This is a genomic window from Treponema zioleckii (assembly GCF_014737315.1).
Classification (GTDB): Bacteria; Spirochaetota; Spirochaetia; order Treponematales; family Treponemataceae; genus Treponema_D; species Treponema_D zioleckii.
In genome coordinates this window covers 1-12,958 of record NZ_JPUF01000018.1, presented here as the reverse complement: position 1 = coordinate 12,958, position 12,958 = coordinate 1, and the positions used below count along the sequence as shown (strand labels likewise).

The window sequence follows — 12,958 nt, the reverse complement described above, 5'->3', positions numbered from 1 at the left end:
ATTTCAGTAATTTTACTTTTACAATTGAATATTTCTTGTAAAATATTCAATTTTTGATTTTTGATGAAATACTTTATAAAAATCCAAGATACCGCATCTTCCGAAGTTGAATAGCCAATCCTTATTTTCTTACTAAAATGATTCCGATTATTATTACTATGGTTAAGTGTATAATCTAAGTTTTCCAATAGTTCAGAAGGAATATTTTTATGAAAATCCTCATAAATAAAAGTCGGATTTTTTTCGCTATTAGAAGCACCTATACGACAATTTAAACATTTTCTGATACATGTTTCATACTTAAAAGCTCTCTTCTACGGGAGAGATTCTTCTACCATTTCATTATGACAAATTGGACACTGTATTATTTTCATTAATCCACCTTATCTATTTCTGAGTCGGACAATAAAATATTATTTCATCATCTTCTATTCCACATCTAGCGAGTATTTTCTCATTTCCACTATAAAGGGTAGGCTCTCCCTCATAATAATAGCAATTATCATTAAATAAAACTAAATTAATACTATCTTTGTCAGTCTCATTTCTGACAGCACTACCGTATTTAATTCCATCTATATTATTTACCCTACATAAATCAGCAATAAAACGTGTTATTGCGTATTCAGGTTTATAGAATCCCTTATGCTTTTCATTATGTTCTTCAAGTTCTCCAGATATTAACAAACCTGCAACAAGTAAAGGATACTCACCTAATTTATTAATAGTAGAATAATCAGTTAAATCCAATATTTTTGCCTTTTTAACATAGACTTTCTGAATCCAACAAATAACCTGAAAATTTCCGTCATTTATTTCCTTTGCACATACATAATCTGAATTACCCAAATACAAAGAAGGTTGCCCATAATGATTAAATCTTCCTTCAGGAGTAATATCAACAGGCGGTTTACCCATCTCTTTCTGAGTAAATATTTTTAGCGGATTATTCTTATCAGGTTTCCTTGCTCTATACCAAATCTCATTATCAATTATTTGTAGTTTAGTACTTCTAATTGCATTTTCAATTTCTTTTCCTGTATCATCAAGCAATCCCAACATTGGATATTTTTTCAAAAACTTTATGAAATTTTTAATTTTGCCATGTACATCTTTATTGATTTTTGCTTCTAACTTTTGTCTGGTTCTTTTAGATTGATATCCATAATTTATTGAAACAACCGATTCTAATTCTATCTTTCTACCACATTCTGGACAACGTATCTCTTTTTCAATTTGTTTATGAATTCCATTAGGTATCCCAAGAGAATATAATAAAGCTTGAAAACAAACTTTTTTCTCATTCCAACGAATATTAGAATACGATTCTTCAGAAATGTCGTTTATCTCGTTTTCACAACAACTAAGATAATCAGCTATGCAATCCCAATATTCTTCTGGAACTTTAGTATTTTTGTAATTGTGTAGGTTAAGTATTCCCATTTACATACTCCTGTGCTTTAATTTGTTATAGAATAAAGCATGGAAATAAATAGCTTAAATGCAATAAACTTATTAAATTGAAAATAGCTACATTATTACATACCAAGTTCAGTTTTTGCATCCTGATATTCTGAAGAATTGAATGCACAAAGCATTACATAAACATCATAATCAGGATAATCCTGAACAAACTTTTTATATGCTCTTCCACATTGTTTTGCAGATTCCCCTGCAGGATTAGGAAGATTGCCCCCAAAGATACCAGAGCTAATTAAAGGAAATGAAATACTATGCAAGCCATTGTCTTTTAGTAAAACAAGAGAGTTATAGTAAGCATTAAAAAGTTCAAGAAATGCTTTAGGAGTTCTGCCAAAATCTGGGCCGACTGCATGGATAATGTGTTTTGCATTTTTCATATTAAAAGCAGGAGTTATTACTGCATCGCCATCTTTTACAGGTGTCTGTTTTTTAGAACACGCTTGTGTTAATTCTGTTGTTCCACATCTATCAAAAATAACTTTACAGATTCCACCACCTTTTCTAAGACCTGAGTTAGCCGCATTTACAACGGCATCAGCAGTCTGGTCAGCACAGCTTCCATGAATTAATTTAAAATCAGACATTTAAGCCTCCATATATTACACACCAAAATACTTCTCAAAGAATTCTTTAAGCCGTTCAATGACAGTCTTCTTTACTTCGCTGCGGTTTACCCCGCCATTACCACCGCCAAAGCGGGAAACAGGAGGAAGAATTCTGTCTATATCAATTCCTGTTGTACGAAGTACACCATCACGGAAAGAGTTTTCAATAAAAATCTTCGTTTCCTCTGGTTTAAGTTTTTGCTCCGTAATAATTGCAGCAAGTTCTTCTTCCCTTTTTTTAGCAATATAACTCTGCCAGTCTTTTTGAATATTGCTTGAAGTGTTTATCTGAGCGATAAAGTCTTCAATGAGCTGTTTCTTACTTCTAAGCTCGATACTTCCGCCAATAGCCTTCTTAATGTCTACGAGAATTTCTGAATCATGACAATTAGAATCATGGTATTTTGCAACAAGCATCAAGATGTAATCTATGTTTATATCTACTTGCTTGATAAGCTCCATCTCAAAGACAATATCATCATTGATGTTTTCTTTTTCACCTTTTTCGTCTGGTCTGATTTCATCATGAATGTCAATGTAATGGCTCTGGTAATCCTGCAAGTCGTTTATTTCAAGAAGTGTATCTCCATCGAATTGATCGAATGTTGTAAGAATGTTACGCATACGGAGAATTGCACCATATAGCATTACGAATTCTTTTTTAGCTTCCTGTGTAATCACATTGTTTTTGAAGCCATCAAGCGGGAACTTTGTCAAAAGTTCCTCCACAAGTTCAGTATAGCCTTTATGATATTTGTCTTTTTCATCGGTAAAGCCGTTGTAGTAATCATCAAAGCTTCTCAGAAGGATTGTTCCCTTTGCGTTTCTATCACCAAACAATGCGATTGCTTCATCTGTTTTTTCAGACAAGTCACGGAAACAAACAATGTTTCCGAATGTCTTTATTGAATTCAAAATACGGTTGGTACGGCTATAAGCCTGAATCAGTCCGTGCATTTTGAGATTTTTGTCTACCCAGAGAGTATTCAAAGTAGTAGCATCAAAGCCTGTGAGGAACATATTTACAACGATAAGAATATCCAGTTCCTTATTCTTCATGCGCAGGGAAACATCTTTGTAATAGTTCTGGAACTTATCAGAAGAAGTGTCATAATCCGTGTGAAACATTGCATTATAGTCTTTGATAGCACTTTCAAGATAATCACGGCTTACTACATCAAGACCAGCTGTATCGTCTGAATTCTCATCGTCTACAAATCCATTTTCGTCTTCTGCTTCATTTGCGCCAAAGCTGTATATCATGCCGACTTTCAGACCGCATGCAGGATTCTCTTCTATTTGTTTTTTGAATTCTGCATAGTATTTAATGGCCGTCTCTATGGACTGAACACAGAACATTGAATTGAATCCGGAAATATGCTTGAGTTCTTTCTGGTCTTTTACGCTTCCTCTGTCTTTTGCCTTTGCACTTTCAGCGATATTTGTAAGAGCCTTGAACTCATACACACCGCCGTGAGTGTTGCGTTTTGTTTTCTGGTCGAAGTGTTCGATTATGTATGAAACAACGGCAGAAATACGCTCAGGAGCGGACAGAGCATTTTCTTTGTCGATTCCTGCTACATCCTTATCCTTTACACCGTCTTTCATCCTGATTGTTTTTATATAATCGATGCGGAAAGGCAGAACATTATGGTCGTTGATTGCATCCACAATAGTGTAAGTATGAAGCTTTTCGCCAAAAGCCTGATCCGTAGTTCTGATTCCGCCTGCTCCATTTGCACCCGCATTTTTCTGAAAGATTGGAGTACCCGTGAAACCGAACAGATGGAATCTCTTGAATGACTTTACAATGTCCTTATGCAATTCTCCAAACTGAGAACGATGGCATTCATCAAAAATCAGGACAATGTGACGCAGGAAAATTGGATGGCCTTTATTCTTTTTGATGAATATTCCTAGCTTTTGGATTGTTGTAATAATAATCTTACAGTTATCATCTTCCAACTGTTTTTTGAGGATGGCCACAGACTTGTTTGAGTTAGCCGCATCCTTCTGGAAACGGTCGTATTCTTTCATTGTCTGATAATCCAAGTCTTTGCGGTCTACAACAAACAAAACTTTGTCGATACAGTCCATTTGACTTGCAAGAATTGCAGTCTTAAAAGATGTAAGAGTTTTTCCGCTTCCCGTTGTATGCCAGACAAAACCGCCTGCTTCAATCGTTCCTTCTTTGTGATAATTGCTTGAAATAAGAATCTTATTCAAAATGCGCTCAGTAGCCGCAATTTGATAAGGTCGCATTACAAGAAGCGTGTTGTTTGTATCAAAGACACAATACTTTGTAAGGATATTTAAGATTGTATGTTTTGCAAGGAAAGTACGAGTAAAGTCTTCAAGGTCGTTGATGATTTTATTATTTGCATCAGCCCAATAAGATGTGAACTCAAAAGAGTTGCTTGTTTTCTTTCCGCTTCCTTTTTTGCTTGTCTGTTCTTTAATACTTGCTTCACGAGTTGTATTAGAAAAATACTTTGTATTTGTTCCGTTTGAAATAATAAAAATCTGGATGAACTGAAAAAGGCCAGATCCCGCCCAGAAGCTGTCACGATTATAACGGCGAATCTGATTAAAAGCTTCGCGGATATTTACACCACGCCTCTTTAATTCACAATGCACAAGAGGAAGACCGTTTACAAGGATAGTTACATCGTAGCGGTTAGAATATCGCCCACCTTCTGGAGTGAATTGATTTATTACTTGCAAGTAATTGTTATGAATATTTTTTTTATCAATCAGGTAAATGTTTTTAGTTGAGCCATCATCACGAGGAAGAACTTTTATATAGTCACTCTGGATGGAAAAAGTCTTCTCTACAATTCCTTCTGTATCGTTTGCAAGATAATGGCCATAAAAACGCGCCCATTCTGTTTCGCTGAATGTAATTTTATTGAGCTTTTCAATTTGCTTTTTTAGATTTTCTACAAGTTCGTCTTCTGTCTTAATTGTAAGGTATTCATAGCCCTGTTCCTGCAAATCTTCGATGAAGTTCTTTTCAAGCTCCGCTTCGCTCTGGTATGAACGCTTACGACGGGCAGGCGGAATATATTCTGATACAACGGTCGCTTCATTTGTTTCGGCTATGATATTATACATTTTGCATCTCCTGATTTATTGTAAAGGCCAGATCTCAATTATTTCATTCAAGAGATTGTTTTCACGATTTGAAATTGTTTGTTCATTCCAAACATATTCATCGATTCTAGCTGTTTCTGCTGGTAAGAACTCTGTTGTAATTGAAAATGAACTAAGTTCTCTAACTCCTTCAATATGTTTAACCTTCTTCTTTCCTGTATCCTTGCCTTTAATCTTGTTGTAAAAGTTTTCATTACTAATTTTAATATTCAATTTTTTTGATAATATTGTCATATTACCAAGAGATAGCAATCGAGATTCTCTATTCTTTCTTCCCTCATCAGCATCTTGAATTAAAGTTCCATCGTCATAAACATAAGGTGTTTTATCAGGCCCCCAGTTTTCTTCCCACTTTTTTGGCAAAATATGTTCTAGCTCCATTTCATTAGTGAATTGAAGCGAAATATATTTCTTGTCTGAACCTTCAAGTTTATAATTCCTGTGTAATTCAATAAAGTATAAAATTAGTTTTGCAAGAGTGTTATTCTTTCTGATTTTTATACCCTTCTGTAAATCTTCAAGTGTTATGTCATTTAGGGAACTAGAATTTGAACTACCATTTTTATCATCATCAATTAGATCAGTGCAGTATTTGTTAAAGTTTTTGTTTGAATTGCCTGAAACAATATAATGCATTAAAACATTGTCAACAAAAGTTAATTTAGCATTCAATTCCTCTTGAGTATCTTCTGTATCATATCTTTTATATAGATATAACAAATAAGGAGTAAATGTTGTGTTGTCACTAATATCCATTATACAAGCAACTCGTTTACCAATTTCATCAAACTTTATAGCATCTGTACTCGAAAAATGAGGTAGAGAGTGATAAATTGAAGCTGTATTCATTATATCATCAATAAAGTTCTCAACCTCTTCCGTAGTATGTAATGTTGTTAGATATTCCTTAAATTTTTTTGCCAAATCTGCAATTGTGTCTTCTTCAACATCATATATCTTTGGTTCATGAATAATACCATAAGCTTGAAAGAACAATTCAATATTAGAACGCAAATTGCGACCTACATTTTTTTCTTTATTCCAAAAGGAATAGTTTGATTCATTCTCAAAGGTTTGTTCCCATGATTTTTTGTATTTTTCTAAAACTTTCTTTTGAGAAACTCCTGTACTCATTAGTTTTTGATACAAATGATTTTTTATTATATCTGTTGACGAAAGATGCATCCCCGCACTATTAATAGTATCAAATATTTCCTGTTCTTTGTCAGTTGCATCAAGTCGAATGATAACTAATAAATTGACAGATTCACTGAACAATTTAGTCCAAAGTTGTTTTACAGTATCCACATTTTTTGAATATATTTCTTTGATAAAATATTTATAGCACTGTCTCAATAGATTTTCGCTTTCGTTATATTTTTTCTCATATTCATCTTCTGTAAGATTAATATCTTCGACTAATTCTGCATTTACCGAATCAAATTCAGGTTTTGTATATTCTTCAAATGGATGCCCCTGAATCTCTACCGATTTTACTTCTCCTATTATTTTTTTGAAGTTATCTTTATCATGATATGAATTTTCTAGATGTGCTATATACCCGTTATCTTCTAGATAAAACAGAGCTCTCTGTCCATCAACGATTTCAGGATTAGACAATGCTCTGTTTTCCCTTAAAAAATCAAACATAACTTTCACCAAGATACTCAATGTGGTTAATCGTTGTTGTCCATCTATAACGACTTGCTTTGATGGTGTCACATTCTCATCCTCAGAATCATTATCTTCGAGTTTTAAGAGAATCGAGCCTAAAAAATGATTTCCATTAGTTCTAAACAAATCCTGCAGCAGCAACTTCGCATTTTCATACTTCCATACATAAGGACGCTGAAAAAACGGGATTTCAATTTTTGTTTCACTACGCAAAAAATTCAATGACTTTGTTTGAACTTTCATTTATTCACTCCATTCTTTTTTATTTCAAAGGATAATAGCTTATCCCTGTAATACTCATATTGTTTTTTCCTTGCTTCAATTTCCGCAGGAAGGCCTGAAGAAATATCGTTGCAAAGGCTGTCAAAGCGGTCGAGAATTTTTACAATTCTTTCCTGCTCTTCACAAGATGGAACAAGTAAAACAACTTTATTCAAAATCTCTTGTGTCAGGCTAGGAACTCCACCTGCCTTATTTAAGTTTTCTAAATGCTCTTTCAAAAGCAAATAAAACAAATATTTTGGAACTACAATTTCCTGATTTATTTCCGTATAGAAAATTGTATCTACATTCCAAAACTCACTATCTACATAAAACAAGTTAGCAAGGCTTCCTTTTCGTGGAATCAAAACGGTCGGCTTATTGTAAACGGATTTATCTACATAAGTCATAATACCGCCAGAACCATAAACAGGAATGTTTCCACTTCCTAACGCTTTATAATCCTTCCCATTTTTTATTTTCGCAATCTCGCCCAAACGAACAATCGCATAACCAAAAACATATTGAAGCAGCTTTATTTCATCTGTTCTGTTCTGTTCTGTTCTGTTCTGTTCTGTTCTGTTCTGTTCTGTTCTGTTCTGTTCTGTTCTGACAAGATTGTGTTTCCGCTACTTGCGAATGTCAACAGCAAATCTCGGTAATACTCATATTGTTTTTTTCGCGCTTCAATTTCCGCAGGGAGACCAATTTTCAAGTCCGTACAGATAGAATCAAAGTTATCGAGAACATTTACAATACGTTCCTGAACATCTAACGGCGGAAGCGGAATTGTAATGTCATTCAATTTATCTGGAGTTACTTCAATAACTTTTGTCCCATGAGCAAGTTTTACTTTCTGCTTATAAAAAACAGAACTCTGGAAATAATAAGATAAATACTTCGCATTCTGATTATGATGAATAATTGCAGTATGTCCGCTAACAGCAATAGGCTCTTTGCCTACCCATGCAGTACATTTACAAACATCATCTACATTTTCGCTTGTAACAGCCATTACAATATCATTAGGCTGAGCCTGTTTTGATTTATCAAAAACATCTTTATCAACAAAGGTAAGAGTTTTATCAGTCCATGTGCCAAAATGAGTGTACATCTGGCCATAATGGATGCAAGGCAAACCACTTTCTACAAAATCTTTTTTCTGGAAGTTTCCACCACGTGTAATAGTTGCAAAATCACCGAGCTTCTTAACTTCAACCTTAGTATCTCTTGTTAACAGCGAGTGTCGGTCGGCGTTGCCCGACCTTAACGAGTTTGCAAGCAAACTCGCGCGAAATTTTGATTCTGGAGAAAGCAAAGAATCTCTGTAGTATTCATACTGCTTGCGACGAGCTGTAAGCTCCGCTGTAAGCTCCGCTGTAAGCGACGTAAATTTGTCGAGGATTCGCACGATTTCCTCCTGCACGGGAAGAGGTGGTACGGGGATTGGTAACTGAGTTATAACAGACTGATTCAGATGTTTTATAGTTCCACCCGTCAATTTGCTATTTGCAAATTTCATCAAATAAGGCGATTTCAAATAGTGATATAGGAACTTATTGCTTATATTCTTATCCGTACTTCGTACTACAAATACACCACTATTTAATGTTGCAGGCTTTTTTAGTCCCTGTACAAATGCAACTTTTCCCAATGTACCGTCTTTTGTTACCAACACATCATCATTTTTAATTTGAATATTAGTATCTTGGTCATAACGGTCTTTAGTCACATAATGACAATTGTCCCAATCAACCAAGCCATCTTTAAAATCAACACCAGTAACTAAGTAATAATCACCACTGTTAAGATATTCATCCTTTGTTAAACCTTGCCAGCCAATTCGAGCTTTTATTAAGGAAATATTTTCAAGTGTCTTATATTCCACCCCGTCAGGGCAAAGCTCTTTTATCAGTTCATCAAGTTTAGACATACCTTCATTCCTTCAAACAGATGCTGAAACAAGTTCAGCATGACATTTTTCTATGATTTTAACCGCAAACCGCAAGGTTTGTCGGCTCACAAATTAACTTATCGGGTTCGGCACGAATCCCGATATAGCGGATTTTACCGCAATTTTCGCGCAAGCAAAAATTGTCGGCTCACAATCAGGACAAAGCTTATTTATCAGTTCATCTAACTTGCTCATTTTTCTGCTCCGTCATCTTTTTGCAAAAGTTCCTTTATTCCGCTTTCAATCTCTTGGATTGTCGGCAATGAAGATTTGAAATCTGCAGGATATAATTTGCTCAGCTCATATTCGGATATTGCGAGCGGTTCTCTTGAACTCTCCAATGAAAACTTTGCCAGAACATTATCCTTTTCTTTGCAAATCAAAAGTCCTAGTGTAGGGTTATCGTTTTCAGTTTTCAATATATGATTCACAGCAGTTACATAAGTTCCGAGCTGCCCTATATTAGAGGCTTCAAATTGCCCAGTTTTTATTTCTATAACTACATAACAACGGAGATTTGTATTATAAAAAAGCATATCTAAAAACTGTTCCGTGTTTCCTATCTGAAGCCTGTATTCACGCCCCATATAAGCAAAACCTTTTCCTAGTTCAAGAAGAAATTTTTCAATGTTTGCAATTAGAGCATCTTTCAATTCTTTTTCTTCGTATTTTTCCCTCATTGTCAAAAAATCAAAAGAATACGGGTCTTTTGTCATCTGCTGGGCAAGTTCCCCCTGCACAGGCGGCAAAAGATTCTGAAAATTTGAAACAGCTTTTCCTTCTCTCTCATAAAGATTTGTATCAAGAAAATTCAACAGAACATTTCGCGACCAATGATTTTCAATAGTCTTACGAATATAAAAGAGTGCTTTTTTGGATTCGTTCTTGCATTTGTCAATAATTCTCTGATGATGCCCCCATGGAACTCTTTTAAGACATTCAACTAAACTGTTTTTTTCAGATTCTTCAACAAGTTGTTGAAGAATTGGGTTGTAGAGCATATAGAATCTGTAGGTATATCGTAAATTTACTGGAGAAAAACCTTGAGCTTCTTCAAGCTCCTTTTTTAAATCTTTGCTCAGTCTGTCAAAAAAAGCTGAACCATACATATTTGCAAAAGATTTCTTTTCAATATCTTCTCCAAGATGCCAATAATATTCAAGAAGCCCTGCATTAACGGCGACAGAGGCTTTTATTTGTGCTTCTCTGTAGCGATTTTTTAGCTCTTTTAACCAACCTTTATATTCTGAAAAATCACTTTCTTTGTTTATCAGTTCATCAAGTTTAGACATAGTTAAATTCCTCATTTGTCATTTCGACTCCGCTCAATGACCGCATTTCTTGGTTGCTCATCGGTTGCTGAGCTTGTCGAAGCAAGTCGATGTAGTCGAAGCAATCAGTTCATCTAACTTGCTCATTTGACAGTTCTCCATTCTTATTGTAATATATAGTTGTCTGAGTTCTGGGAAACCAGCCTGAGGCAACGGAATGGCATCGATTCGTCGATGCCGTATTTATTTTAAATCGTTCATTTTCCAGCAATACATTTTATTCTTTACTGTAAGATAGCAATAAACAAGTTCGTCACAATCTTTTTCTTTTAAAACTCCGTGCAAAATCTGCCTGACACGCTTTTCTTTTATGTCGCTGTCAATTTTCAGATACACATTGTACCCCTGATGAAGAGCATCGCGAAATCGGTGAGAAACAGCATTTTCTCCGCCTGTGACAGCTTTAAATTCCGTTAATATGCCGTCCATAACTGCATCTGCATTTTTTTGCTCTGGCAGTTCTGGCAAAAGATATACTGTATGACCGTTATCGCTTGCTATACGAGCCATAAGCATTTCTTTTTCAAAAACAGATTTTTGCTCGCTGTTTTTGGGCTGCCGACTTTTTGCGACAAAAACATTTTTATATTCCTCTGCCCAAACTTCGTCTGGAAATAATTCTGTTGCTTTGTCAAAAGAAATGTCTATAAAATTCAATTCTCTATTCTCCATTGTGCATTATGAATTGCATTTGCTTGCTCATTATGCTTCAATCTCCCCAATAATCTTGTCGATTTCTGCACGGAGATTGTTTTCTTTTTCCACAATCTCTGCAATCTGAGCGTTCAGAACTTTAATATCAATTACTTCTCTTGTGTCTTCGGCTTCAACGTAGCTTGAAACAGAAAGGTTGTATTCATTCTGGGCAATTTCATCGTTATTTACCAGACGGCTTACATAGTCTATTTTTTCTTTACGTTCGGTAAAGACTTTGAGAATGTTTTTAATATTCTGTTCGGTGAGTTTATTTGAGTTGGTAACTTTTACGCACTCTTTTGAAGCATCAATAAAGAGGGTTTTACTTTCTGTCTTTCCTTTCTTCAAAACCATGATGCAGGTTGCAATAGAAGTTCCAAAGAAAAGATTGTCAGGAAGCTGAATGATACAGTCGATGAAGTTGTTATCAATAAGATACTTTCTGATTTTCTGCTCAGCTCCGCCACGGTACATAATGCCAGGGAAACAAACGATGGCCGCAGTTCCGTTAGTTGCAAGCCAAGAAAGTGAGTGCATGATAAAAGCAAGGTCGGCCTTTCCCTTCGGAGCAAGAACGCCCGCAGGAGAAAATCTCGGGTCGTTTATAAGAATCGGGTTGTCGTCGCCTTCCCATTTTATCGAGTACGGCGGATTTGAGACAATTGCTTCAAAAGGCTCATCATCCCAATGTTTTGGGTCTATGAGCGTATCGCCAAGCTTGATATTGAACTTGTCATAACTTACATCATGCAGGAACATATTGATACGGCAAAGGTTGTAAGTCGTGATGTTTATTTCCTGCCCGTAGAATCCAAGACGAACATTATCAGCACCCAAGATTTTTGCGAACTTCAAAAGAAGCGAGCCTGAGCCACACGCGGGGTCATAGACTTTGTTCACGCTCTTTTTCATGCTTCCGTCGCCGTTCACGAGCGTAATCTTTGTAAGAAGCTCGCTGACTTCCTGCGGGGTGTAATACTCGCCACCGCTCTTTCCCGCGTTAGAAGCGTACATGCCCATAAGGTATTCGTAAGCGTCGCCGAACGCGTCGATTGTATTGTCATTATAATCACCGTTACCAAGATTCATGCTGTTAATGCCGTTCATCAGCTTAACAAGCATTTCATTTCTTTTTGTAACAGTTGCACCAAGCTTGTTTGAGTTTACATCAATATCATCGAACAGGCCTTTAAAGTCGTCTTCGCTGTCAGTTCCAAGAGCTGAGCCTTCAATTTCCTTGAAGATTTTTTCAAGCTTTTCGTTCAGGTCTGTATTATCTTTATTTGCTTTTTCAAGTACGTTGCAGAAAAGCCACGAAGGAAGGATAAAGAATCCTTTTTCTTTTACAATATCGTCTTTTGCTGTCTCCGCCTCTTTGTCAGAAAGTTTTGAATAACGGAAATCTTTGTTTCCTGCTTCCCATTCACCTTTTGAAATATAATGGTCTAAGTTTTCAGAAATATATCTGTAAAAGAGCATTCCAAGCACATACTGCTTAAAATCCCATCCGTCTACACTTCCACGAAGGTCGTTTGCAATACCCCAGATTGTACGGTGGAGTTCCGCTCTTTCAGTCTCTTTTTTGTTGTCTGCCATTTTTATCATCCTACAAGAGAATTATATATCCCATTTGTGTCAAAGAATGACACTACGTTAAAAAAAATCTCAAATCAGTAATAAAGCATTATAGCACAAAATTGACACTTTTCGAAACATTAGAAGATTTATCAAAGGATAAGCAAAAAGAAGCTGTTGAGATTGTAAAACAAATTCTTGAATTCGCCCCCCCCTTTATAAAACTG

The 12,958-nt window shown here is 35.6% G+C and carries 9 protein-coding genes; all 9 read right to left on the bottom strand.

What is annotated here, in order from left to right; all coding sequences use genetic code 11:
* Window positions 1-387 precede the first annotated feature (387 nt).
* Complete coding sequence (locus tag JI65_RS06325) at window positions 388-1,443, bottom strand: RES family NAD+ phosphorylase (RefSeq protein WP_191014538.1); 1,056 nt, start codon at window positions 1,441-1,443, stop codon at window positions 388-390.
* Window positions 1,444-1,538: 95 nt separating this feature from the next.
* Complete coding sequence (locus tag JI65_RS06320) at window positions 1,539-2,066, bottom strand: macro domain-containing protein (protein WP_191014537.1); 528 nt, start codon at window positions 2,064-2,066, stop codon at window positions 1,539-1,541.
* A gap of 15 nt (window positions 2,067-2,081) precedes the next feature.
* A complete protein-coding gene (locus tag JI65_RS06315) occupies window positions 2,082-5,201 on the bottom strand; it encodes a type I restriction endonuclease subunit R (RefSeq protein WP_191014536.1) in 3,120 nt (1,039 codons plus the stop codon).
* A 15-nt stretch (window positions 5,202-5,216) separates the two neighbouring features.
* Window positions 5,217-7,157: a DUF262 domain-containing protein gene (locus JI65_RS06310; RefSeq protein ID WP_191014535.1), complete on the bottom strand. Its 1,941-nt coding sequence runs from the start codon at window positions 7,155-7,157 to the stop codon at window positions 5,217-5,219.
* Window positions 7,154-7,681 (bottom strand): restriction endonuclease subunit S, encoded by a 528-nt coding sequence (locus tag JI65_RS06305; RefSeq protein ID WP_277950589.1) that lies wholly within the window; start codon window positions 7,679-7,681, stop codon window positions 7,154-7,156. The genes JI65_RS06310 and JI65_RS06305 overlap by 4 nt, the downstream gene beginning before the upstream one ends.
* A gap of 29 nt (window positions 7,682-7,710) precedes the next feature.
* Window positions 7,711-9,108, bottom strand: a complete 1,398-nt coding sequence (locus JI65_RS06300) for a restriction endonuclease subunit S (protein ID WP_191014534.1) — start codon at window positions 9,106-9,108, stop codon at window positions 7,711-7,713.
* A gap of 212 nt (window positions 9,109-9,320) precedes the next feature.
* Window positions 9,321-10,421 (bottom strand): PDDEXK nuclease domain-containing protein, encoded by a 1,101-nt coding sequence (locus tag JI65_RS06295; RefSeq protein ID WP_191014533.1) that lies wholly within the window; start codon window positions 10,419-10,421, stop codon window positions 9,321-9,323.
* Window positions 10,422-10,643: 222 nt separating this feature from the next.
* Window positions 10,644-11,117, bottom strand: coding sequence for a CdiA C-terminal domain-containing protein (locus JI65_RS06290; protein WP_191014532.1), 474 nt, complete (start codon window positions 11,115-11,117; stop codon window positions 10,644-10,646).
* Window positions 11,118-11,162: 45 nt separating this feature from the next.
* Window positions 11,163-12,752 carry a type I restriction-modification system subunit M gene (locus JI65_RS06285; RefSeq protein WP_191014531.1) on the bottom strand — a complete coding sequence of 530 codons (1,590 nt, stop codon included), beginning with the start codon at window positions 12,750-12,752 and terminating at the stop codon, window positions 11,163-11,165.
* Window positions 12,753-12,958 lie beyond the last annotated feature (206 nt).

Excerpts from the sequence above, each read along its gene's own strand:
- JI65_RS06325 (WP_191014538.1), bottom strand. The coding sequence starts at position 1,443 with ATGGGAATACTTAACCTACACAATTACAAAAATACTAAAGTTCCAGAA.
- JI65_RS06320 (WP_191014537.1), bottom strand. The coding sequence starts at position 2,066 with ATGTCTGATTTTAAATTAATTCATGGAAGCTGTGCTGACCAGACTGCT.
- JI65_RS06315 (WP_191014536.1), bottom strand. The coding sequence starts at position 5,201 with ATGTATAATATCATAGCCGAAACAAATGAAGCGACCGTTGTATCAGAA.
- JI65_RS06310 (WP_191014535.1), bottom strand. The coding sequence starts at position 7,157 with ATGAAAGTTCAAACAAAGTCATTGAATTTTTTGCGTAGTGAAACAAAA.
- JI65_RS06300 (WP_191014534.1), bottom strand. The coding sequence starts at position 9,108 with ATGTCTAAACTTGATGAACTGATAAAAGAGCTTTGCCCTGACGGGGTG.
- JI65_RS06295 (WP_191014533.1), bottom strand. The coding sequence starts at position 10,421 with ATGTCTAAACTTGATGAACTGATAAACAAAGAAAGTGATTTTTCAGAA.
- JI65_RS06285 (WP_191014531.1), bottom strand. The coding sequence starts at position 12,752 with ATGGCAGACAACAAAAAAGAGACTGAAAGAGCGGAACTCCACCGTACA.